Below are 22,653 nucleotides of genomic sequence, written 5' to 3'. Positions count from 1 at the left end.
GAGCCGAGTGACTCGGCCGAATTACAGACTGCGGATAAGCTGCGCTAAACCCTTGCCGATGGTGGTCGGCTCAGGGAGCGTGAAACGCTCGAGCAGGCGAGCGTTGTTGGCGCGCGAGTGGCGAATGTCGCCTTGTCGTGGCGCGTGATGAACCACCTTCAGTGGCGTGCCGACCACACTCCCCAACTCAGTGATCAGGTCGTTGAGACTGGTGGAGCGGCTGAGACCGACGTTGACCGCACCGGGGCTCGGTTCGCTCACTTCCAGGGCCTGGACGAGAATACTCACCAGGTCCTTAACAAACACGAAATCGCGGGTCTGCCCACCGTCACCGAAAATCGCCACCGACTGTTCGGCCATGGCCAGTTTGGTGAAAATGCTGATCACGCCGGAGTACGGCGAAGACGGGTCTTGGCGTGGCCCGAAAATATTGAAGAAGCGAAAGATCATCGGCTCCAGGCCGTGCTCGCGACGATAGAAATCGAGGTAATACTCGCTGGCCAGTTTGTCGGCAGCGTAGGGTGTGAGCGGGGATTTTGGCGTGTCTTCGTGGATCGCCGTGCCTTCGCCGTTATTGCCGTAAATGGCCGCGCTGGAGGCAAACACCACACGCTTGATCCCGGCTCTCGACATGCTTTCGCAGACGTTGAGGGTGCTGACGAAATTGCTTTGATGCGTGCTGACCGGATCATCCACCGAGGCTTGCACTGAAGCCACTGCCGCCAGGTGCACCACGGCGCTGCAATCGCGCATGGCCTGCTCAACGACAGCGCCATCCGCCGCATCACCGATGACCAGGTTGAGATGGGCATTGTCCATTGGCAAATTATCGACTTTGCCGGTCGACAGATTATCCAGCACGCGAACTTTGTAGCCCTTGCCAAGCAACGCTTCGACAAGGTGCGAACCAATAAATCCCGCCCCGCCAGTCACCAGTATTCGCTCGACAAACATCACATTTCTCCCTGAACAGTAGAGCGGGTTCCGCCGACTTTATGGCGCAAGGCCACCAAAACGCGGCCGATAATGGGAGTTCAGGAGCGCACTGTCAATAGTTTGTCTAATCTGATCAGGCATGAAAAAACGCAGTCGAACACGTCATTAATTTGGCGGCATTTAATAGATTCAAGATGTCATGCTACTGCCAAGAAAGAACGACAGACTCGTCTGGAACGGGGCTCTGCGCCGGTTTCGCGGGGCACATAGGCGACGGCTAGTCCACCCCGACCGCATCACCGCTTATCGACGCAAGCCACTGGACGATGACGGCGTGATTGAGGCTGATCGCTGCGTATCAAGTACCAGAGTCGAACGGCTGATCGAGCCAGTGGCGAATCGATTTCAACGTCGAATGGACTCCCTGATCTATCCTTTCGTCGTCGGTGTACTCAGGAAAATAAATATGAATTTTTGGCTGGGCGCCATTCTGTTGACCGTGATTTTCACGTCTGCACAGGCCGCCACTGAAGTTGCACCTCGGGTCGAGCAAGTGCCTTTCGACAAGGGGACCGATAGCGTCAGGTTCAATGAGTCCATCAAAGGCCGGCTCACCGCGCAGTACCGCACCACCGCCAAGGCAGGCCAGATACTGACCGTCGACCTCAAGACATCCAAAACATCTGTCTATTTCAATATCAGCGCCAAAGGCGCGGACGCTGCGCTGTTCAACGGCTCGATCATGGGCAACCACTTCATGGGCCCGTTGCCCGTGGATGGCGAATACACGGTTCAGGTGTACCTCATGCGCAACGCCGCACGGCGCAACGAAGTGGCGAATTACAGCCTGTCCATGAACCTCAGCCCCTCCTCGGACAGCGCCCAGCCGTTTGATCAAACACTTGAACTGCAAGGCATTCGATTTCAGGTGAAGGGCGAATGGGTCGACGGCAATCCGGTGGTGCGCATCTCGCCGCAAGGGCTGGAAATCGACAACTCGGCTATCACCCGACCGCTGACCGGCAACATCGCCCGCGCAGAAGTCGCCGACCTTGACCAGGACGGCTCGCCGGAGATTTACGTCTTCGCCCGATCACCTGGTCGCGGCATGCCGGGGAGTTGGTGGCGTACGCGGCTAACCGTAAGAAGTCGCTGAGTGAGATTTACCTTCCGCCGGTTAGTGAGGATGCGAAATTGGCGGAGGGGTATCAGGGGGAGGATGAATTTTCGGTGGTGGAGAATGCGTTGGTGCGGCGGTTTCCGGTTTATGAGAGTGCGGATGCTGGGGCGGGGAGGACGGGAAGATGCGGCAGGTTCGGTATCGGTTGGAGGCTGGGGAGGCGGGGTGGGTTTTTAGGGGGGTGAGGTTAGTGAGTATTGAGGATTTGAGAAGGCACGATCTCGACAACTTTCGTTCTCAGTCCTAGGAAAATTCCCTCAAGTTGTGGCGGCAACCATGAACTGGAGTGTGGAAAGCAAATCGGTATTCTTTCGTTCAAACAGATTTGTTGCCTTTTTCTGTTCCACCTTGATGAATTTCATAGCACAGGAATGGACGAATGACTTCTGCTGAACAGCTAATGCGAGACGAGGCGATTTGCTTTGCACGATCAAACAAGAAAGCCATAGCCAAGCGCCGGACCGACACAGCGTTGTACCCTCCGGAGCAAGATCCTGTATCAGTTTTTATGGCGGGCTCGCCAGGAGCTGGAAAAACGGAGGCATCAATTGCTCTGATAAATCTCTTTGCCGATACAGCGATCCTAAGAATTGATCCTGATGAACTTCGTAGCGAGTTCGCTGATTACGAGGGAGGAAACGCATGGATTTTTCAGAGCGGAGTGTCAATTCTGGTCGAAAAAATTCTAGATTGTGCTTTCGATCAGAGACAATCTTTTGTGCTAGATGGAACGCTGTCAAATATTGATGTGGCTAGAAGGAACGTAGATCGGTCCCTGCGAAAAGGTCGATTCGTGCAAATCCTTTACGTCTACCAAAATCCACTCTTGGCATGGGATTTTGTCAAAGCCCGTGAAGAGGCCGAAGGAAGAAGAATCCGCCCAGAGCATTTCGTCGATCAGTATTTTGCCGCACGTGACGTCGTAAATGCTCTTAAGCTAGAGTATGACGGAAACGTCCATGTGGATTTGCTCCTCAAGCATATCGACAATTCAGGACGCCTTTACAAAGCTGGGGTCGATAAAATTGACTACCATATCCCTGAGCGACACACGCGGGCTGATTTAATGGCTCAGCTCGGCTTAGGATCAGGAGCACATTCATGATGTCGATCAAGCTAGGTTTTACTAAAGGTGCGAAAAGCCCCTTCGCGGACTTTATTCGTAACGCCAAGTCAGAGCAGAAAAAGCGTGTCTACAGCGAAGTGCTGACTGAAGCCACAAAACAGCAAAATCTTGTGATGATGGAAGCTGAAGCCAAACGTGGCTAGCCCGCCGCTCTGATAAGAAGCCCGACCAAGTGTCGGGCTTTTTTTATTTATTCGCTGACGTCTTGGATAGGCAAATGGCAAGTCGCTACTCCATCTCATCGACCTGAATATGGCTAGCCCATCCCCTCTAAGAAGTAGTCTTACCCTGCTTGGTTAACCATCCAAAAGGACGTAGTCCACGTCCTAGGAAACTTCCCGCAACTCGTATCGACTTTCATGAACTGGCGGAAGCGGTTCTGCGTCGATAGCCTTCAGATGTCGCTACAAATCAGCGATCGGCTTTGACAGGCTGAAAAGTGTAACCTGCACCCCTCCTCAACTGGCGGCATGCTCACGCGCATGTAGTCTCGTTATGGCGGCTGTGCGCGGGGCATCTCTCCGGGATGCACCGGATTCTCACACTTCCGGTCTGTCAACCCGCGTACAGCTGCCACCCAATCCTGTTTGACAGCAGGGGATTGGTAGTTTCTATCAACAGTGTGAGGAACTTCATCATGAAAAAGATCACTCCAAATCCGCCCGAATCTGCTGCAAGTTCAGATGCGGACGCTCTCGATTTAACCCAACTTTCTCAAACCACCGAACGCACCATCAGCACCCGCCTCCGCAACCCAAAACGCCCCGACCCCATCAGCCACATCTTCACCCTCCTCCCCGACGTCGACACTCCCACCCTGCTCGTCCACGCCTGTGAAACCCTCGCTTCCCTCAACGTCATGACCACCGACCTCGCTTGTGAACTCGAAGGCTCTCGTCGCAACGTGGCACTGGCCATTCAGCAACTGAGCGTACTCGCCGAGCTGCTGGTAAACCGCGCACTGGACAACCTCGACCCGCCCGACGGGTTGCCCGAGGTTGCATCCGCCAATCACTGAGTGGTCGTGTTTTTTTACACAATGGAGGGTTTGTCATGGATCGATACATGCCTGTCACCGGCATCGACTGCACCATCGCGTCGTTGCTGATCGACACCCAGGCACCGCTGGACGTGTTGCACGAAACTGCGGCTTACCGCATCCGCACCGCGACTCAATTGCTGGAGAGCATCGCCGTTGGCGAGGGTGTTCACAGTGAACTGGCGCGGGTGTTGGTGACGTCGCTGCGCGATGGCTGCGATTTGCTGGATGTCGTCGGTCGGCGATTGCAGGCGCAGGTTTCGACGATGTAACAGAATGGCTATTGAGTCTGCCTCATGAAAAAAAAGCACCTGACGAAAACATCGCAGGTGCTTTTTTTTCAGCAAAGTGTTTCTAGTCAACAGGCTCAGCACGCCCCCAGCCTTCTGAGGGCCCTCCCCATGCATTGGCCCGTGCACTCAATGAGCTGACTACAGTGAAAGGCCATTCGGTATTCGCGATTACCCAAACGACAGCATAAATGGCGCTGCCGCTTGTTGAATGGCAGTGACTACATGAGGCGCTCGCTCCCGATGCTGCGGGTAACGATCAAGCACCGCCTCCACCGCCGCCAGCAACTTCTGGACACGCTCCTTCGGCCGCTCGATTTCACACGTCTGTGCAAACTCCAGCACCCCTTGGCGGGAGGCAAATAATGACTTGTTACCTGCCAAATCCAGCGCCAAGACATCTTCCGGGATATAGGCCGTGGTGTTGACGATGTCATAAGCCGGCGCCAGATGCGCATCGCGCTGCGTAGGTTCGGAGTAGAGCAAGCCAAAGTTCTTCAGGTGAGCGTCACCGTTTCCGACGATGCAACTCAAGGCGACGCTATCGAACAGTTGATCAAGTGAAGACTGCAAATGTTTAGCCGGACAAAACAGCCGTACCGCCTTGGCAATTGCCGCGTAGCTTTTGCTGTATTTTTGATCGGCCGAAAGCCCCATCAACGCTGCCATGTCCTCGAAGCCAATCGGATTTAACTGATCGTCCCTGTCAAAGCGCCGCATGACAAACAACTGCGCATTATCGGACAGGAAAAATTCCGGGACGGGAATGCCCGCTTCCCCTGGCAATGGACATGCAAAGAAATTCATTGATCGCCAGCCCTGGAAACTCTTCCCGACCACTTTTGATTATCAAGTCAGATGTTTTCGAAGTGACTCGTGGCAAATCAGTTTCCTGCTGTTCAGGTACCAACACCTTGGGTTGAACACCGGAAATACCTGCACGCAGAATGTAGCGGTCAAGTAGGTCAGCGAAGATATCTTCAGCTCCGTCCCACGTCAGAATCTCATCGAGCTTTTCACCCGGAAACTGTTGTTCTGCCAGCAAGGTATCGACAGTTTCGGAGCGCACCTGAACTCGTCCTATGGGAGAGCTGCTACCGGAAAGGGCGAGTAACAACATCGGATCGACATTGACGGTTTTAGCCAACCGATTACGTAATTGCTCCAGGACATAACCTTCCGGCAAGTTCATCTGAAAAATAGGGTGCAGTTCACGCCGACGGAACTCATCAGGTCTCACTGGCATCGACAAACTGATTGCCATGGGAGGCAATGCATCTTCGTCATAACGAAACAGGAAATCCTGGCCGCTAGTGAGGATCCTGCCGCTACGACCCTCCGGTGTACTGACGTTCAGAGAGGTCATTTTCATTCGAACATATCCCCAAGTTCTTCCAGCGTCGGCATCGCCGCGGGAATGACCGATAGTTCACAATCCAGTGCGGCTAGAATTCGCGCAAAAGCGATCATTCCGACGGAAACGGTGCCCTTTTCTACCGAGATAACTTTGTATCGTGTCAGCCCGGCGAGTTCGGCAAGCTGGGCTTGCGTCAGTCCACGATTGATACGTTTTTCGCGTATTTGATCGCCAAGGCGAGTGATGATCAGAGAATAGTCCATGTGTAGCTACCGTAACATTTATAACTCAATGTACCGTATACACAACATTCAAGCTAACCCGAATTGCTGACTTATCAAATTCGGCCGCTAATCCGCCTCACTCCAACCCCCACCAATATCCCCAAAACAATCGCCCCCAACGGCACCGCCCCCACCCACGTCATCGTTGGAAACACCAACAAGATCTGCGAGTCATTCCCCCCAGCATCATCGACGCCCCAATCCCCATCAGCACCCCCGCCAGCAAATGCTTCCCTGCGGCCATCACGTCAAACCGCTGGTAGCTGAAGGTTCGGCGATGCAGCGTGTAGCTGAGCATCCCCAGCAACAGCACGACGAACACCGCCACCCGCCGGCTGGTCAGGGAGCTGTCTCCCGAATCCCAGAACAATTGCGAAAGGTTGTAGATGAATACGCTCGGGGTCCACAGCGGTTCGAAGGTGTAGAGGGCGCTGGTCAGGGCGCCCAGCAACATGCTGGACAGGACCAGGTGTTTGTCACCGTGAACGCGGATCAGCAACAGCAGCACCAGCAGGACGATGCCCAGGGTCAGCCAGTAGTGGCGACTGGTGATGGTCGGCATTTGTAGGGCTTTGTGTTCGGCGAGCATGTTCAGGTGGTACCAGAGGACGATCCCCAGCACCCAGCCGACAAGGGTGAAGGCTTTGTTGAGGTTGCCGCTGGCGAGTTTGGTGAGTGTGCCGACGCTGCAACCGTCATTGAGGACCGAGGCGAGACCAAACAACAGCCCGCCGCCGACCAGTGACAGGTAGCCGATTTCAGGAATGAACAGCGGCTGACTGACACCCAGCAGTCCGTAGAACGGCGCCAGTAACAGGCCGAACAAACCGCACGTGATCAACGCCACAAACAACGTCGGCCGCCCCTTGAGCAACTGCCTCGTGGCATTGACCAGGCACATGCCCATGCGCTGGGACACCCAGCCGATCAGGAAGGCCAGCAGCAGCGAAATCAGCAGTGAGAGCACAAACCTCCTTGTTGCCGGGCAGCGAGAAGTCATCAGGGCATGAAGGACAGATTAGTCGCTGCTCAAACACTTCAGATGAGCCTGCAAAGCCCTTCTACACTCAGTTCGAATTCGTCTTTTTATGCCGACCAGAAAAGAGCCCTCATGACGCCCCTCGAAGACCGCTTGAAGCAAGGCAAGGATGCTCGCAAAAGCTGCCCGCGCAGTTCGCAGGCGTCCACCGGGAAAGTAACGCGTGATCCGCTGCCGCTGATCAAGCGGTCCAGTGAAGGCCGGATCAAATCGCTGGTCGAGCTGCGTTATGGGCGCATGCTGGTTTCGCCCTTTACCTTTTATCGCGGCAACGCACTGCTGCAAGCCCACGACTTGGCGGGCACGTCGAACATGGGCCTGATTTCGACGATCTGTGGCGATTGCCATTTGATGAACTTCGGCGGATTTGCCACACCCGAGCGCAACCTGTTGTTCAGCGTCAACGATTTCGACGAAGTCCATCCCGGCCCCTGGGAATGGGACCTGAAACGTCTGGTGGCGAGTTTCATGGTGGCGGCCCGCGACCTGCGCCACGGTGAGACGGTTGAAGAAACCGTCTGCCGCCAAGTGGTCGGCGCCTACCAACAAACCATGTTCGAGTGCGCCCAACAAGGCTCGCTGGAAAACTGGTACGAGTCCATCAGTTATGACGATCTGCTCAAGCAGGCGAACAAAAGCACGCTGGAGCACGTGGAACGCGCTATCGAAAAAGCCGAACGGCGTACACATGCTGAACTGCTGCCCAAAATCAGCGAGCGCGACGCTCAAGGTCGCCTGATTATTCGCGATGACCTGCCGGAAATTTTCCACCTGCACAAACACACCACACTGCTTGATGCCGAGGATGACTGGTTGCGCCTTGCGGACTGGCGGCCCCTATACGAAACCTTCATGCGTGATTACCGAAACACACTGCAAACCGACCGACGCGAATTGCTCGCTCGGTTTCATGTTCAAGATTTGGCGTTCAAAGTGGCGGGGGTCGGCAGCGTTGGCACGCGTTGCCTGGTGGCATTGCTGACGGATGACCAGGAGTTCCCGCTGTTCCTGCAATTCAAGGAAGCGCGGCGCTCGGTGCTCGCCGATTACGTGAAGGCCAAATCACGGGTACGCCATGACGGTCAACGGGTGGTCGATGGTCAACGGCTGATGCAATCGGCCAGCGACCTGTTCCTCGGCTGGACCACCGGCCCCAGCGGTCGACACTTTTATGTGCGCCAGTTGCGCGACATGAAAATTTCCGCCGAACTCGAAACCTTCGATGCCGAGACTTTCGCGGCCTATGGACGAGTCTGCGGCCGCGCCCTCGCCCGTGCGCATGCCAAATCGTCCGGTTATGCGGCACAGATCAGCGGGTATGTCGGCAAGAGCGACGCGCTGGCCGATGCGCTGTTCAAATATGCAAAAAGCTATACCGAACAGAATGAGCGCGACTACGAACGCTTCCAGCAAGCCTGCCGCAAGGGCCGGTTAACGGCACGTTCAGAGGTGGACTTTGCAGCCGATCATTTGCCATAGGCACTCGCGTGCAGGGGCGTTCGTCTAGATGAACTTTTCTTCACCCCTACGCGCCTCGGCAATCGGTACAGTGCACACGCTCATTCAAGAAACTACGGTTTGCCCGCACTCCCGCGGGCTTTTTTTTGCCTGAAGGAAACATCCACCCAGCGTTCACATATCGTTCAGCTTTCGTTGCCTATGATCGGCTCTCCACCCTCCTTCCCGGTCACCACAAGCCCATGTCGCGCGCTGCCTCCTCACTGTTTCTGCTTGCTGCTTTGCTGTTTTTCTTCGCGCTGGGCAATTACCAATTGCAAGGTTCCACAGAGGCTCGAGTGGCCGGGATCGCCATGGAGATGCACCTGGACAACGATTGGGTGACGCCACGCTTGTTCGGCGAGCCGTTTCTGGAAAAACCACCCTTGAGCCTATGGCTCGACGCCACGGCGATCCGCGTGTTCGGTGGCACCCCGTGGGCGGTGCGGCTGGCGTCGGCCTTTGCCGGCTTGTTCAGCGTGATGGTTCTTTACGCGATGCTGCGCCGATTCGGCCGCCCCAAAGAAATCGCGTGGACGGCGGGCATCCTGCTCGCAACCATGGCCAGCTACTGGAGCAATGTGCGTAGCGTCGGCGAAGACGCCTTGCTGGCCTTGGGTGTGACCGTGGCGTTGCTGGCGTTTTTTCAGGGTGTGAGGCAACCGCAACGCCAGTCGACGCTCGGTAATGCGTTGCTGTTTGCTTCAGGAATTGCCATCGCCACCTTGAGCAAAGGCGTGCTGGGCCTGGCGATGCCGGGCGTGGTGATTTTCGCGTATCTGTTGGCCGAAACCCTGATCGACAAACGCCTGACCCTCTCGGACTGGCTGCGCCCCGGGCTGCTGACGCTGCTGGGGTTGGTGCCGTTGTTGGTCTGGCTCGCCTTGCTGTATCAGCGCGGTGGCACACAGGCGGTGACGGATGTATTGCTGACCAACAGCGTCGGGCGCTTTAGCGGTTCCTTCGTTGAAGCAGGGCATTACGAGCCGTTCTATTACTACTTGGCCAAGCTGCCGCAAGCGTTTCTGCCGTGGAATATCCTGGTCTACCTGGGGCTGTGGCATTTCCGCAAAAGCTTGATGGCCAATCGTTACTTGCTGTTTTTTACGCTGTGGCTGCTGGCGCAGTTCGCCGTGCTGACACTGGCCTCGAGCAAACGCACCGTGTACCTGATGTCGATGACACCTGCGGCAGCGGTGATTGCAGCGGAATACGCGAGTGTGTTGTACGCAAGACTGAAGGCCCGTGAAACCGCCTCGACTGTGTTGGGTTGGATCGCACGGCATCGACGTGGAGGGGGCATTGGCGTGCTCGCCGTGGTGATGGGCAGCTACCTCGCCACCGCGCAATGGTTGCTGCCCCAGGCTGATAGCAGCTTGTCCTTTGTGCCGCTGACTGCGCAGATTCAGACAATGCAGGACAACGGCCAGCACGTTGCCCTGTTCCAGGCCAATGAGCGCGTGGGTGGCGCCAGCGTGTTCTACGCCCAGCGCCTGCTCAAGGGCCTGGACACTGACGCGCAACTGCATGAGTTTCTGGCGGCATCAGCGTCCAACGTGGCGGTCATGTCCGGTGATACCGAACCTGCCGCGCCGTTGAAGGTGATCAAGACAATGATGGTGGGACGACAGGCTTACTATTTTGTAAATCTGTAAGTGCTTCAGCGTTGCGTCGCTCGGCCTTTTGCAGCACCGGCACATCCAGCCTTGCACGCCCATAAAACGCCAGGGCTGTCAGCAAGCACGCCAGCCAGACGAAGATCCCGGCCCAGAAGGTGTGGGACATGTAGTGCCAGCCTTGCAGAACGCGCGTGGTGCCGTAGACGAAACCAAGAATCAACGAGCCCCACAACACGGCTTTGGAAAAACGCCATTGGTAACGGCGTGCCACGAAGTACAGCGCGAGCATGGTGAAACCACCCGACGCATGACCACCGGGCCAGCAACGACCGTCGCCGGCTTCCCTGAACAGCTGGAAGTTGTTGTACCACTCCATGTGGGCAATTTTGCCGCCATACAGAGTCGTTTCAATCGGGCAGTACACGCTGGTGTGCGCCTTGAGGAAATGGATCACGCCGGTGCAAACGGAAAACGCCACCACCACGAAGATGAAGTCACGGCGATGCTCGTAGGTAAACCGCAGCACGGAAGCGGCTTTGCTGCGTTCCAGAAAACCGCCGAGGCGTGGATGTTTTTGCGTGTTGATTCGCGGCCAGACAAACGACAGTATCGCGCCGATCACGGCGATTTCGCCGGTCCAGTTGGGAATGATGCGCGCCCATTTGTGGGTGAGCTTCTCAAAGAAGTGCACCTTGTCGAGCGGGAAAGTCTGGCTGACCGGATCAAAAAGAAGGTTGCTGAACGCGATGTCAATGGTGGTCATGTCGAACATCAGGAAAACCACGGCCGCGCAAACCAGCGCAATACCAAAGTTCACCCAGTAAAAGCGGTGTCGGGAAAAATTCAGCATTGTGTGTCCTGATCCAGATAAAAAGTTATTCGGTGGTCACCGCGCTCCAGTCGGAGGCCTCAATGAAACCCAGCATGTGAGCCGATTGCGGTGTTGGAGCGGAGATAAACAGCGAAGCGCCGTAATCCAGGGTGGAGACTGGCAACTTGAGGTCTTTTTCAAGTTGATCCATGCATTCACTGTGGGTCACCAGAACCAGATTGCGGCCCGCCGCTTTGTGCGCCAGCGCATCACGCAACATAGTGCCCTTGCAGATGATTAGCCAGTCTTCGCCGACGCCTGCCTTGTTAAACATATAACTGGCGGTTTGCGCAGCCCGCAGGATCGGGCTGTGGTAAATGTCGGTTTTGTCCAGTCCGAGCCGTTGGAAGTGCGCGCCCACACTGGCCGCGACGCCTCGGGAACGCTCGGTGATGCCATCGTTTCCAACCAGGCAAGGGGCGGTGGAGTGATCGCAGCGCTCGACATGGCGCACCAACACAATCATTTCGCCTTTGGCCCAACCGGCCGCCAATGCCTTGGCACCGACAAAATTGCCATGGGCCAAGTCTGGCACGGCGGCAGGCTGCAACAGCCACAGCGTCAACGGGATCACCAGCAGCGCCGAGGCAAGCACCACCGCCGCATTACGAAAACGGGCATAGCGGCTCAAATCAATCGAGCGCTTTATCCCGAATAGATTCAGTCTCAATTCCACATCAGGCCGCCTCGCCGGCACGTACCACTGTCATTTAATCCCGGGAAGTTAGCGAGGCGTGCGTTGGCAGCAAGTGAAAGTCATGTGAAAAAAAGCTGAAACCCGCGCAAAGTCTTGTTACAGGATCCGTTCTACAAAATCCTTTCAGCTCTCGCGAATGCGGCCGATACAGACCTGCTACCTACTTTGCTGGCTCCCAAAAACAACAATCTTCCAGCCAACTGACGATCAAGAAACACAATGTTCCTGGAGGAATTGATGAATAGCTGGTTCGGCAATATCAGCGTGAACATGAAACTGGGCCTGGGGTTCGGCCTGGTCCTGGCTCTGACCTGCGTCCTGGCCCTGACCGGCTGGACAAGCCTGGGCAGCCTGATTGACCGCAGCAACTGGATGAGCGACATCACCCAGCTCAACGCCGGCCTGACCAAGTTGCGCGTGGTTCGCCTGCAATACATGCTGACCAACGGCGACGAAACCGCAGCGCAGAGTGTGCAGACCACCCTTGACGCCTTTTCCGCTCAGCAGCAGGCATTGCTGACCAAGTTCAAGAGCCCGGAAAACCTCAAGCTGCTCAAGGAACAAGGCAGCGTCATTGCGGCGTACCAGACGTCCCTGAACAAAATGCGCAGCGCCTACCGCACCGGCAATGGTGCCCGCGACGCCATGGGCGCCAATGCTGAAACTGCCGGCACGCTGATCGAAACCATCAGCACCCGCGTGCAGCAAATGCCGCTGAGCGATCAGCGTTTCGAACAATTCCAGGCCATCACCGCCGCCAAGGAAGCGTTCATCCTCGCCCGTTACGAAGTGCGCGGCTACACCGCCGCCACCAACGCCGAAACCGAGCAAAAAGCCGTCGGCCAACTGGATGCGGCGATTGCCAGCCTCAAAACGCTCAATGCGCAATTCGCCGACACTCAGCAAGACGCCTTGCGTCAGCTTGAAACCGCGCTGAACAATTACCGCAGCGCCTTGCAGGCCTACAAATCGGCCAGTTCCGACGCTGTGCAGGCTCGCAAGGAAATGACCGACCAGGGCGCCGCCATCGTGACCCTTAGCGATCAGCTGTATCAGATCCAGCTCGACCGCCGGGACGCCGAGAGCGCCCAGGCCCGCACCCTGCAATTGATCAGCATCTTGCTCGCGTTGCTGGTTGGCGTGATTGCCGCCGTGATCATCACCCGTCAAATCACCGGTCCGATTCGTGACACCCTGGCCGTGGTTGAACGCATTGCCAGCGGTGACCTGTCCCAGGACATCAAAGTCACCCGCCGTGACGAACTCGGCGTGTTGCAGCAAGGCATCGCGCGCATGGGTGTGACCCTGCGCGACCTGATCAGCGGCATCCGCGATGGCGTCACGCAAATTGCCAGCGCCGCCGAAGAACTGTCGGCCGTGACCGAACAAACCAGTGCCGGGGTGAACAGCCAGAAGATCGAGACCGACCAGGTCGCCACGGCCATGCACGAGATGACGGCCACCGTGCAGGAAGTCGCGCGCAATGCTGAAGAAGCCTCGCAAGCCGCCGCAGCGGCAGACGGCGAAGCCCGCGAAGGCGACAAAGTGGTCAACGAAGCCATCGCCCAGATCGAGCGTCTGGCCAGCGAAGTGGTGCGTTCCACCGAAGCCATGAGCGTGCTGCAACAGGAAAGCGACAAGATCGGCGGTGTCATGGACGTGATCAAAGCCGTCGCCGAGCAGACCAACCTGCTGGCGCTCAACGCTGCGATTGAAGCGGCCCGTGCCGGTGAAGCCGGTCGTGGTTTTGCGGTGGTGGCCGATGAAGTGCGGGGTCTGGCCCAGCGTACGCAGAAATCCACCGAAGAAATCGAAGGCCTGGTGGCCGCTCTGCAGAACGGTACGCAACAAGTGTCGGCGGTGATGAACAACAGCCGTGCGCTCACCGACAGCAGCGTCGCCCTGACCCGCAAGGCCGGCGCGTCGCTGGAGAACATCACCCGCACGGTGTCCAACATCCAGTCGATGAACCAGCAGATCGCCGCCGCTGCCGAACAGCAAAGCGCGGTGGCCGAAGAAATCAGCCGCAGCATCATCAACGTGCGCGATGTGTCCGAACAGACCGCCGCCGCCAGCGACGAAACCGCCGCCTCCAGTGTTGAACTGGCGCGGTTGGGTGGTCAATTGCAGCAGATGGTCAGCCACTTCCGCGTTTGACGCTCCGTCAGCGCTGAGTCAACGATCCAATCGCGAGCAAGCTCGCTCCCACAGGTACGGGGTCGAACCACAGAATTTGTGAACGACCCCAAGTCCTCTGTGGGAGCGAGCTTGCTCGCGAATGCGTCAGGTAAGTTACCGCGTCCCGCGCTGACGCAAGGCCGACGGCATGAAGTACGCGTCTTCCGGCACCGATTGGGCGAAGTCCACGGTTTCCGGTTCTTCGTTGTCCAGGTTCTGCACGTAGTAACGACGCGCCTGTAAGTCGTGGAAGACGTCCATCGCACTCCAGGTGGTGGGCAGGTCGTAGAAGTTTTTCAGGTAGGCCATCGACACCCGCCACAACTCCCCCTCGCCCGTCATATTGATCCACCAGCGCAGCGCCCCAACTGTCCTCGTCCAGAAACAGCACGCGCTTGGAATAGATGTGCCGCGCACCTGGCTTGAGCGTGCCTTCGACCACCCAGACCCGATGCAACTCATAACGGGTGTATTGCGGGTTGAGGTGGCCCGGCGTGAGCAACTGCGCGTACTTCACCTCAGGGCTGCCGACTTTGTAGCTGTTGTAGGGAATGTAGACCTCTTGCTTGCCCTTGAGCTTCCAGTCGTAGCGGTCCGGCGAGCCGTTGAACAGGTCGGTATCGTCCGCCGTGCGCAAGCCGTCGGATGAGGCGATCGGCGTGTCATACGCCAGGTTCGGCGCCCGCCGCACACGGCGTTGGCCGGCGTCGTAGACCCAGGCCTGGCGCGGGTCCTTGAGCTGGTCCAGGGTCTCGTGAATCAACGCCGCACCGCCGGCCAGCCGGGCCGGGCTCTTCACGAATGCCAGGTAGTAAAACAGGATGTTTTTCAGGTCGGCGAACTGACCGCCCGGACGGTAGTAGTTGAACATCCCTTCCTGCTGCGACGTCACCAGCGCGAAGCTGCCGTTGCGCTGTACCGGCGCTTCGGAGGCACGACGGACCACGTAGATGCCGCGATAACGGGTGATGTGGTTCCACAGCGCCTCGACGCCATCCTTGGGCACGGGGAACGGCACGCCGCCATAGGCATCGGCAAAACCGGTTCCGCCGTCGAGCAGCTTGGCCGATGTCGCGTTCTTGAAGGTGTTGTCATACAGCCACTGCGGCGCCGACCCCGAACGACGAGAGGTATAGACCGGCATCTGGAAGGTGTCGGGGTAGCTGTTGAACAGCGCGATCTGGCCCGGGCTGAGGTGGGCCTTGTACTGGTCAAGGTTGGCCTTGGTGATGGTGAACAAGGGCTTGTCCGCCGCATACGGGTCCGGGTGATGCTGACCCGGTTTGTAGCCGGCCGGCGCCTGGGTGATGCCGCCGCTCCAGGCCGGAATGGTCCCGGCCGCGTTGCCGGCACGCTCGGCACCCAGCGGCGTCAGCGTGGTTTTCAATTGCTCGGCTTGTTGCGGCGTGATGGCGGCCATTGCGCTGCCGGTGGCCAGGCTCAGGGCCAGCACCAGTGCAGTCTTGGTGAGTCGTGAAGTGTGAAACATGATCGTTCTCCGAAATACAAAAACCTGTGGGAGCGGGCTTGCCCGCGATTGCGGTGGGTCAGCCAACATTGATGTCGAATGTGCTGCCGTCATCGCGGGCAAGTCGGATCGCCGCACCGCCGCTCCCACAGGGAGATGAGCTGCCGCGACGTTTGTTCTTGGCAATCAAAGGAAGTACTTGAGGTTGAAGCCGACGTTGTCTCGGTCGCGAACACCGTTGTCCTGCCCGCCGCCGTAGAACTCGGTGTATTGCAGCTCGGCCTCCAGCTTGTTCTGGTAGTTGGCCTTGATCCCCAGGGTGTAGGCCTTGCGGCCGTCGATCGTGTTGCCCGCCTGATAGCTGTTGCCCTTGAAGTCATCCTTGTAGACGACGTAGGGCGAGACGTTGACCCCGGCGTACACGTCGTTCCAGGTGCCGTTGAGCATCGCGGTGTAGCTGTAGGAGTTGCGGTTGACCTGGTCGCTGCGCTCACCGCCGGACACATAGGAAAAGTTGCCGGTGCCCGCGTAGTAACGGGTGCTGCCGTCAAAAGCGGTGTATTGCAGATCGCTGCCGCGCAAGTGCTCGGAGGCGAGTTCGAACACGCCGAACATCGAGTCGAACGACAGACTCGGGCCAAAGTTGTAGATGGTGCCCAGGGACGTGTTGAACGCTTCCACCCGCTCGGCGTTATTGATCTGGCTGTCGAGCGTGACCATCTGCCCGCCAATGTTGATGGTCTTGCCGGACGCGGCAGCAGCTGCGCCATTGGCCAGGTCGCCGATCAGGTCGTTGGTGGCGGCGACACCGATGGGCAGGTTCGGCCGATACGCGACTTCACCGAACACTGACGCCTCGCCCAGGGTGGTGTTGAAGCTGAAGCCGTACATGCGGATGTCTTCGGCGTAGCGACGATGGGCCTGAATACTGCCCAACACATCAATGGTCGTCAGGCCGTTGGCCAGTTGCCCCGCCTGACTGCCCGCCACACCGGACAACACGTTAGTCAGCGCGTTGATGTCGACGCCTTGGTACCCGCCCAGGTCGGCGGAAATGGTCGGTTCCTTGGCGTGGTAATTGACCATGTACACGCCGAACTCGGTGCTGTTGAGTTCTTCTGCAATGTAGCGAAAGGCAAAGCCGAACTGACCGTCGTTGCGCGCGTTGTAATCCTTGCCGACCGAGGCCACCTTGAGGGTGTTGCCGAAAGCCGGGGTCACGCCGTTGGCGTAAAGGCCAGTGGTGCTCAGGGCCTGGTTGAGCAACGGATTGTTGCCCAGTGCGGTGTACAGTCCGATCACGTTGCCGAAGCCGGGAACCGGCGTGTCCAGCGCGGTGTTGCTGAAATTGTTGTAGCCGGTGTTACCACCGTCGGCGAACAGGTCCGTCTGCGAGTAGAAGGTGCCGACCGGGTCGATACGGGTTTCCTTCCAGTTCGTCTGGTAGAAGCTTTCCAGGGTCAGGCTGTCGGTCAGGCCAATGTTGAAGCTGAGCGCTTCCACCGGCACCAGCACTTCCTTGACTTCGGCCCCGGGCAACCGGTACTTGGCGGCGTCTACCGGGTTGGTGGTGTTGATCCCGCCACGGTAGAAAATCCCCTCGCCCCAGTTGAACACCTGGCGCCCGACACGGGCCGTGACAGGCATTTGCGCAACGTCCCAGTTGCCATAAAGGTAGGCATCGAGCATCTCCACCCGGCTGCCGGCGATGTCGCGGGTCTGGCCAGTGAAGTGGTCGTCCTGGGGGTAACTCTGGCTAGGTTGCGACGGGTTGTTGTTGCGGTAGTAATCGTTGCGCTTGTCCATCAGTTGGGTGTCATAGAACGCGGTGCCGCGCATGAACATCCCGTAGTTCTGATAGTTGGCCTCAAGTTCCGAAGTGATCTTGTACACCTCGGAAACCAGCCCGGTGTCGAAGTTGCGATTACCGTCGTTGGTGTTGACGTCATCGTTGTTTTTGTCCCGGCCCTGGACCCGCCACAAGCGGCCATAAGACAAGGTACTGTCGAACGAACCCGTGACCTGTTTGTCCAGCACACTGAATTCCACGGCCTGCACGCCGTCGACCGCGCACAGTTGCAGCAGCCCTGCCAGGCCGACGCCAGGTAGCGCCGCGCCAGACAGGCGTAATCGAGTGCTCATGATCTGTTCCTCTTCCCTGGGTTTATTGTTTTTATGATTGCTGTGTGAGTGGGCAACGCTGCCGCGATGGCTAGGGCGCCAACCCCGCATTGACATAAATCCGGCTGTGCGCGCCGAAATGTCCCAGCAGCGTGAACATCTGCTGATTCAGTGCCGGGTGGTCGTAGTCTTCGCGCTTCACTTGATTACTGGCGCTGAAATCGCTGGTGACCGGTGCCGTGTCCAGCCACTGCCCGATGGCTTCATCGAACGCGGCGGATTCCTCGGCAGACTCGGCACTCACCACCTCGCGCAGGTAGTCCACCGAGTACGGCGGGTAGCGAACGTCTTGTACGAGGTCGGCGTAAGCCTTGAGCATCGGGTGTGGCTGGCCTTCGCGCAGCAAGCGACGCAGCCAGGTCGACTGATATTTCTCCACTTCCATGTGCCGGGTCGCGACCCGTTCAATGGCCGCGTGCTTGTCGGCATCGAAGCCGGCCAACGCCTTGCTTTCCAACAGCAACAGGCTCGCCAGTTCGACGCCGGGCAGCGGCTTGGCGTGATAAGGCTGGGTCAAGTCCTGGACGTGGTGCAGGCCCCAACCGAGAAAGCGATAACCCCAATACGGATGGCCACTGGCGAACGCCAATCGCGCCAACCCCATGTATTGGTAGGCGCGCCAGTCCGGCCAGCTGCGCTGAAGAAACCCGGCGGCGGCATACACCACCGGGCTCTCATGGAAGAACCCCATATGGAACGGCGCCTGGGAGCTGTACTGAAACCGCGCGTCGCCGAAAGACTGCGGACCGAAGCCGTACAACGCGCCCACCAAGCCTGGGTTGTCGCTGAACAGGTTGATGTCGTGGCCGTAATCCGGTTCATCGGCGGCGCTGGCCAACACGGCCAGGGGCGCGACTTTTTCGCCGTCAGCCACACGGATGAAACGCTGGCGGTTCCAGGGTGAGAGCGTCTGCTCGACCATGACCTGTTCGGCTTTCAGGTGTTCACGCTCGGGCAAATCCTTGCCCGGCAATGGCTGGATAACCATGGCCAGATGAATGTGGGGATTGATCCGCAACGCGGTGAGGAAGTCGTGTCGCAGATTGTCCCCAGGCTCGGCTGGCAGCCGCAGGTTATCGGGGCGCGGCGGGTACTGGGCGAAGTGCTCGCGGGCGAAGCGTTCCTGCTCGTCCAGCAGCGCGATCACGGCGGGGTATTGTTGCGCGAGAAACTGCTCCAGCGGCTCGACTTCAACCTGAGGGGCTTCGCGCAAGGCCGGCAAATCCTGCAACGCCAGGTAGCTGCCCACCGTATGGTTGGACCAACCCCACGCCATCGGGGCGGTTGCACAAAGCAGCAGCAGGAGAAAGGTCAGCTTCATTGCTTTTGGTTCTTATTGGATGTGCTGTGGGGTTGAGCCTAACAACCGACCCTGCCCCTGACACTGTCCAATCTCACCAGAAAAGTTCTCCGATAGCGCCACGCCCAAGGTGCAAAAAACACCACGGATCAATGTGGGAGCGGGCTTGCTCGCGAATGCGCAGTGTCAGTCACTACTGATTTCACTGACCCACCGCAATCGCGGGCAAGCCCGCTCCCACAGGGGTTTTCGGTGTTGTTCTAAGCGGGGTAACCGGTGATTTTGCGGATGCTTTGGTACAACGGCTTGAGCTGTCGGTACATGCGCAAGTACACCTCTTTGTACAGTCGCTCATAGACCTGCTGCGCCTCGGGTTGTGGCATGAACACCGCACCGACCCGCGTCATGGCCGCCATCGCCGTGGGAAAGTCCGCGTACAGACCCAGCCCCACCGCGCAGCAAATCGCTGCGCCCAGACCGGACGCTTCATAGACATGCGGACGCTCGGCCGGCAGGCCGAAAATGTCGGCCGTGAGCTGCATCGCCGCATCACTCTGGGAGCCACCACCGGCAACACGCAAACGCGTGACGGAGACTTTCGAGCGCTTCTCGATTTTCTCCAGGCCCTGACGCAAGGCATACGCCAGGCCTTCGAGGATCGCCCGATAGATATGCGCGCGGGTATGCACATCACCGAAGCCGATCATCGCGCCCTTGGCCTCCACACCCGGTTCGCGGATGCCGGGCGACCAGTAGGGTTGCAACATCAGCCCCATGGAGCCCGGCGGCACCGCATTGACCAGCGCATCGAAGAGTTGCTCGGGCTCGATGCCCTGCGCCTTGGCCTGCTGCATTTCCCGCAGGCCGAACTCGTTCTTGAACCAGCTGACCATCCAGTAGCCGCGATAGATCATCACTTCGCAGTTGTATTGATCCGGCAGCGCAGACGGGTAAGGCGGAATCAACGGGACGATTTCCAGGTAGCGCGACCGGGTGCTGGTGATCGTCGCCGTGGTGCCGTAGGACAGGCACACCGTACTCGCGTCGACGACGCCGGAACCCACCACTTCACAGGCCTTGTCGGCACCCGCGGCGATCAGCGGCAACCCTTCGGGAATACCGGTGTGGCGGCTGGCTTCAGCGGTGATGAAACCCAGGGTTTCGCCGGGCTTGTGCAGGCTCGGCAATTGCTCGGGGCGCACCGCCAATGCCTGCCATTTCCAGTCGCTGGGCGCGGCCCATTTCAGACGTTTGAAATCGAACGGCAGGTAACCGACGCAACAGCCCACGGAATCGACAAAGCGCCCGCACAGGCGATGGGTGAGAAACCCCGAGAGCAACAAAAACTTGTCGGTCGCCGCCCACACTTCAGGCTGGTGCTTCGCGATCCAGTTGGCCTCGGCCTGGGCGCGGAAATAATCCACGGTGGCTTGCGCGCCGACCAGTTTGAACAGCCAGCCCCACGGCCCCTTGATGCCGCCTTCGACTTCAGTCTGGCGTTGATCGAGCCACAGGATCGCCGGGCGCAGCGGCTTGCCTTGGGCATCGACGTTGATCAAAGTACCGCGCTGGGTGGTCAGGGAAACGCCGGCAATCTGCGACCGATCGATACCGGTTTGCTGCCACACCTGCTGGCAGGCCTCCCCCAGTTTCGCCCAGTAATACTCCGGGTCCTGCTCGGCCCAGCCCGGTTGAGTCGAATAATAGGCCTGCAACTCGACCTTGCCTTTGCCCAGCAAATTGCCCTGCAGGTCGAAGAGCAGCGCGCGCACGCTCTGGGTGCCATTGTCGATGGCCAGCAGGTAACGCTTGTTCGGGTGGTTATCCATGGAGCTCTCTTCAATGGGCATGGGTGGCGCGCATTCCTGAATGTTCTAATCCGTAGCAGCTGTCGAGCGAAGCGAGGCTGCGTCCGAGGACAACGTCCTCGCAATCACGGGGGCGACGGCTTCGCCGCCGAACGCTGCCTCGCTGCGCTCGACAGCTGCTACAGGGCTGCAGGGTCGCAGGGCAAACCGTGATGACGTTGCCACAACGCCTGGTAGCGCTGCTGCTCCTGCTGCCAACGCTCGTCGTCCCAGCCCAGTCGTGGTTGGCAGAGTTGGCGAATCGCAGTGAAATAATCCTCGCCACCGTGCGGCAGCAACAGGCCCAGACGGGTTCGGCGCAGCAGCAGGTCATCCAGGTGCAGGACCATTTCCGACTCGCAGGCAAAGGCCAGCTCCGCCCACAACGTATCCGTGACGCCAACCGTGTCATGACCCAACTCGGCGAGCAGTTGCGCCAGCCTCGGCAGATCACGGCCATGCCGCCCCGCCAGACGTCGCCACTGGCTGCCACTGAGCCCCGGGATCGCCAGCGGCGGTACGGCGGCAAACACCGGCCCGGCGTCATCATCGAAGGGACGTTCGAGCATGTTCGCGCAGGCCTTGAGCACTTCGATGGCCTGCGGGCGAAAGGTGGTCAACTTGCCGCCGGCCAGGGTCACGCAGCCAGGCTCCTGCCACAGCACATGCTCGCGGGTTTCATTCGACGGTTTGCCTTGATGTTCACCCGCCGCACTGCCCACCACCGGGCGCACCCCGGACCAGGTCGACAGCACGTCGTCAGCGACTACCTCTGCGTGGGGAAATTGTTGAGTACAGGCCGCCAGCAAATAGTCGAGCTCCTCGCGGCTGATGCTCGCGCTCTGGTCCAGGTCTTCGTGATGATCGAGGTCCGTGGTGCCGACCACCGTGGCGCCCTCCCAAGGAAAACGAACACCGGTCGACGGTCGCGCTCGTGCAGGAAGGTGAAAGCCTGCGCCACGGGCAGACGCCAGCCCGGTAGCAACAAGTGACTGCCCCGCAACGGGCGCAACTGACGAGGGGCATCGGGCAGGCGCAAGCGCTCGGCCCAGGCGCCAGTGGCCACGGCCAGCACACCACAACGCAAGGTCAGCAATCCGTCACCCTCGCAGTCCTTGACCTGAACCCCGCAAACGCGCCCCTCTTCACGCAGCAATCGCTCCACGCGCACGCCGTTGAGTACCACGGCGCCGTCGCCTCGCGCCTCGCCTAAAACGCGCATCACCAGACGCGCATCATCGGTCAGCGCATCGACAAAACAGGTGCCGCCCAGCAGGTCATCTTCCTTCACGCCCGGCGCCAGATAATGCAGTTGTTGCGCGTCATGGAAGCGATGGCTGCGCCGCCCGGCCAACGCGTCATAGATGGACAACAAACCACCCAGCACCCGTGGGCCGGGAAAGCCGCCACGGTAATGCGGCATCATGAAACTCATCGGTTCCACCAGCCCCGGCGCTTCGTCGAGCAGGCGCTGGCGTTCGCGCACCGAATCGCGGGTCAGGCGCCATTGGCCCTTGGCGATGTAACGCAAACCGCCATGGACCATTTTCGAGGATCGGCTGGAGGTGCCCCAGGCGAAATCGCGCTGTTCCAGCAGCAGGCAGCGCCAGCCACGGCGCGCCGCCTCGCGCAGGATACCGGCGCCGCTGATGCCGCCGCCGATCACGATCAGGTCCCAGGTTTCATCCGCCAGCGTCGGCAATACGTGCTGTCGCCACGCGGCGTTCCAGTCCAGGCTCATGGC

General features: G+C 58.9%; 16 protein-coding genes and 4 pseudogenes. 9 read left to right on the top strand and 11 right to left on the bottom strand.

Features of this window, described 5'->3' with window-relative positions; translation table 11 throughout:
- Positions 1-21: 21 nt before the first annotated feature.
- Complete coding sequence (locus AB4N76_RS17750) at positions 22-954, bottom strand: NAD-dependent epimerase/dehydratase family protein (RefSeq protein WP_046031877.1); 933 nt, start codon at positions 952-954, stop codon at positions 22-24.
- A gap of 448 nt (positions 955-1,402) precedes the next feature.
- Here AB4N76_RS17750 and AB4N76_RS17745 point away from each other — a divergent pair, with 448 nt between their 5' ends.
- From AB4N76_RS17745 to AB4N76_RS17725, 5 genes are all read left to right on the top strand, one after another.
- Entirely contained in the window at positions 1,403-2,092 is a 690-nt protein-coding gene (locus AB4N76_RS17745) for a hypothetical protein (RefSeq protein ID WP_460163310.1), read from the top strand.
- Positions 2,093-2,495: 403 nt separating this feature from the next.
- Positions 2,496-3,221 (top strand): zeta toxin family protein, encoded by a 726-nt coding sequence (locus AB4N76_RS17740; RefSeq protein ID WP_046031876.1) that lies wholly within the window; start codon positions 2,496-2,498, stop codon positions 3,219-3,221.
- On the top strand, positions 3,218-3,385 hold the full coding sequence (locus AB4N76_RS17735) for a hypothetical protein (RefSeq protein ID WP_175648960.1): 168 nt from the start codon (positions 3,218-3,220) through the stop codon (positions 3,383-3,385). The genes AB4N76_RS17740 and AB4N76_RS17735 overlap by 4 nt, the downstream gene beginning before the upstream one ends.
- Positions 3,386-3,879: 494 nt before the next feature.
- Positions 3,880-4,260, top strand: coding sequence for a DUF6124 family protein (locus AB4N76_RS17730; protein ID WP_046031875.1), 381 nt, complete (start codon positions 3,880-3,882; stop codon positions 4,258-4,260).
- A 35-nt stretch (positions 4,261-4,295) separates the two neighbouring features.
- Positions 4,296-4,553 carry a hypothetical protein gene (locus AB4N76_RS17725; RefSeq protein WP_046031874.1) on the top strand — a complete coding sequence of 86 codons (258 nt, stop codon included), beginning with the start codon at positions 4,296-4,298 and terminating at the stop codon, positions 4,551-4,553.
- 189 nt (positions 4,554-4,742) lie between these two features.
- On the opposite strand, the pseudogene AB4N76_RS17720 reads toward AB4N76_RS17725, so the two are convergent.
- From AB4N76_RS17720 to AB4N76_RS17710, 3 genes and pseudogenes are all read right to left on the bottom strand, one after another.
- A pseudogene (locus AB4N76_RS17720) lies at positions 4,743-5,943 on the bottom strand (type II toxin-antitoxin system HipA family toxin).
- The gene (locus tag AB4N76_RS17715; protein ID WP_046031872.1) at positions 5,940-6,191 is read right to left on the bottom strand and encodes a helix-turn-helix domain-containing protein; all 252 of its coding nucleotides are present in this window, start codon (positions 6,189-6,191) and stop codon (positions 5,940-5,942) included. The pseudogene AB4N76_RS17720 and the gene AB4N76_RS17715 overlap by 4 nt, the downstream one beginning before the upstream one ends.
- Before the next feature lie 160 nt (positions 6,192-6,351).
- Complete coding sequence (locus AB4N76_RS17710; protein ID WP_460163309.1) at positions 6,352-7,179, bottom strand: YeeE/YedE thiosulfate transporter family protein; 828 nt, start codon at positions 7,177-7,179, stop codon at positions 6,352-6,354.
- Between the two features lie 144 nt (positions 7,180-7,323).
- Here AB4N76_RS17710 and AB4N76_RS17705 point away from each other — a divergent pair, with 144 nt between their 5' ends.
- Positions 7,324-8,730: a DUF2252 domain-containing protein gene (locus AB4N76_RS17705; protein WP_460163308.1), complete on the top strand. Its 1,407-nt coding sequence runs from the start codon at positions 7,324-7,326 to the stop codon at positions 8,728-8,730.
- A 221-nt stretch (positions 8,731-8,951) separates the two neighbouring features.
- A complete protein-coding gene (locus AB4N76_RS17700; protein WP_460163307.1) occupies positions 8,952-10,403 on the top strand; it encodes an ArnT family glycosyltransferase in 1,452 nt (483 codons plus the stop codon).
- Here AB4N76_RS17700 and AB4N76_RS17695 read toward each other — a convergent pair.
- Together AB4N76_RS17695 and pmrG are read right to left on the bottom strand one after the other, a co-directional pair.
- The gene (locus AB4N76_RS17695) at positions 10,354-11,217 is read right to left on the bottom strand and encodes a phosphatase PAP2 family protein (protein ID WP_077430917.1); all 864 of its coding nucleotides are present in this window, start codon (positions 11,215-11,217) and stop codon (positions 10,354-10,356) included. The genes AB4N76_RS17700 and AB4N76_RS17695 overlap by 50 nt on opposite strands.
- Before the next feature lie 25 nt (positions 11,218-11,242).
- Positions 11,243-11,914 carry a lipopolysaccharide core heptose(II)-phosphate phosphatase PmrG gene (gene pmrG / locus AB4N76_RS17690; RefSeq protein ID WP_460163306.1) on the bottom strand — a complete coding sequence of 224 codons (672 nt, stop codon included), beginning with the start codon at positions 11,912-11,914 and terminating at the stop codon, positions 11,243-11,245.
- A 240-nt stretch (positions 11,915-12,154) separates the two neighbouring features.
- Between pmrG and AB4N76_RS17685 the strand changes: the two are divergent.
- Both AB4N76_RS17685 and AB4N76_RS17680 read left to right on the top strand, forming a co-directional pair.
- A pseudogene (locus AB4N76_RS17685) lies at positions 12,155-13,186 on the top strand (methyl-accepting chemotaxis protein); the annotation flags it as partial.
- A 42-nt stretch (positions 13,187-13,228) separates the two neighbouring features.
- Positions 13,229-14,092: a methyl-accepting chemotaxis protein gene (locus AB4N76_RS17680; protein WP_460164620.1), complete on the top strand. Its 864-nt coding sequence runs from the start codon at positions 13,229-13,231 to the stop codon at positions 14,090-14,092.
- 135 nt (positions 14,093-14,227) lie between these two features.
- Here the strand turns inward: AB4N76_RS17680 and AB4N76_RS17675 are convergent.
- The 5 genes and pseudogenes from AB4N76_RS17675 to AB4N76_RS17655 all read right to left on the bottom strand — a co-directional run bounded on the left by AB4N76_RS17675 (position 14,228) and on the right by AB4N76_RS17655 (position 22,650).
- Positions 14,228-15,602: pseudogene (locus tag AB4N76_RS17675) on the bottom strand (DUF1329 domain-containing protein).
- Between the two features lie 165 nt (positions 15,603-15,767).
- Positions 15,768-17,723 carry a DUF1302 domain-containing protein gene (locus tag AB4N76_RS17670; protein WP_175648961.1) on the bottom strand — a complete coding sequence of 652 codons (1,956 nt, stop codon included), beginning with the start codon at positions 17,721-17,723 and terminating at the stop codon, positions 15,768-15,770.
- 70 nt (positions 17,724-17,793) lie between these two features.
- The gene (locus tag AB4N76_RS17665) at positions 17,794-19,083 is read right to left on the bottom strand and encodes a phospholipase (RefSeq protein ID WP_460163305.1); all 1,290 of its coding nucleotides are present in this window, start codon (positions 19,081-19,083) and stop codon (positions 17,794-17,796) included.
- 239 nt (positions 19,084-19,322) lie between these two features.
- Positions 19,323-20,891, bottom strand: a complete 1,569-nt coding sequence (locus tag AB4N76_RS17660) for an FGGY-family carbohydrate kinase (RefSeq protein WP_046031958.1) — start codon at positions 20,889-20,891, stop codon at positions 19,323-19,325.
- 158 nt (positions 20,892-21,049) lie between these two features.
- Positions 21,050-22,650, bottom strand: a pseudogene (locus AB4N76_RS17655) (glycerol-3-phosphate dehydrogenase/oxidase).
- Between the last annotated feature and the right edge of the window lie 3 nt (positions 22,651-22,653).

The sequence above is a fragment of the Pseudomonas sp. S2_F03 genome (assembly GCF_054668335.1).
Note: the sequence above shows the minus strand (reverse complement) of the source record. Positions and strands in the feature narration are given on the sequence as shown.

Excerpts from the sequence above, each read along its gene's own strand:
- AB4N76_RS17750 (WP_046031877.1), bottom strand. The coding sequence starts at position 954 with ATGTTTGTCGAGCGAATACTGGTGACTGGCGGGGCGGGATTTATTGGT.
- AB4N76_RS17745 (WP_460163310.1), top strand. The coding sequence starts at position 1,403 with ATGAATTTTTGGCTGGGCGCCATTCTGTTGACCGTGATTTTCACGTCT.
- AB4N76_RS17740 (WP_046031876.1), top strand. The coding sequence starts at position 2,496 with ATGACTTCTGCTGAACAGCTAATGCGAGACGAGGCGATTTGCTTTGCA.
- AB4N76_RS17735 (WP_175648960.1), top strand. The coding sequence starts at position 3,218 with ATGATGTCGATCAAGCTAGGTTTTACTAAAGGTGCGAAAAGCCCCTTC.
- AB4N76_RS17730 (WP_046031875.1), top strand. The coding sequence starts at position 3,880 with ATGAAAAAGATCACTCCAAATCCGCCCGAATCTGCTGCAAGTTCAGAT.
- AB4N76_RS17725 (WP_046031874.1), top strand. The coding sequence starts at position 4,296 with ATGGATCGATACATGCCTGTCACCGGCATCGACTGCACCATCGCGTCG.
- AB4N76_RS17715 (WP_046031872.1), bottom strand. The coding sequence starts at position 6,191 with ATGGACTATTCTCTGATCATCACTCGCCTTGGCGATCAAATACGCGAA.
- AB4N76_RS17705 (WP_460163308.1), top strand. The coding sequence starts at position 7,324 with ATGACGCCCCTCGAAGACCGCTTGAAGCAAGGCAAGGATGCTCGCAAA.
- AB4N76_RS17700 (WP_460163307.1), top strand. The coding sequence starts at position 8,952 with ATGTCGCGCGCTGCCTCCTCACTGTTTCTGCTTGCTGCTTTGCTGTTT.
- AB4N76_RS17695 (WP_077430917.1), bottom strand. The coding sequence starts at position 11,217 with ATGCTGAATTTTTCCCGACACCGCTTTTACTGGGTGAACTTTGGTATT.
- AB4N76_RS17680 (WP_460164620.1), top strand. The coding sequence starts at position 13,229 with ATGGGTGTGACCCTGCGCGACCTGATCAGCGGCATCCGCGATGGCGTC.
- AB4N76_RS17670 (WP_175648961.1), bottom strand. The coding sequence starts at position 17,723 with ATGAGCACTCGATTACGCCTGTCTGGCGCGGCGCTACCTGGCGTCGGC.
- AB4N76_RS17665 (WP_460163305.1), bottom strand. The coding sequence starts at position 19,083 with ATGAAGCTGACCTTTCTCCTGCTGCTGCTTTGTGCAACCGCCCCGATG.
- AB4N76_RS17660 (WP_046031958.1), bottom strand. The coding sequence starts at position 20,891 with ATGGATAACCACCCGAACAAGCGTTACCTGCTGGCCATCGACAATGGC.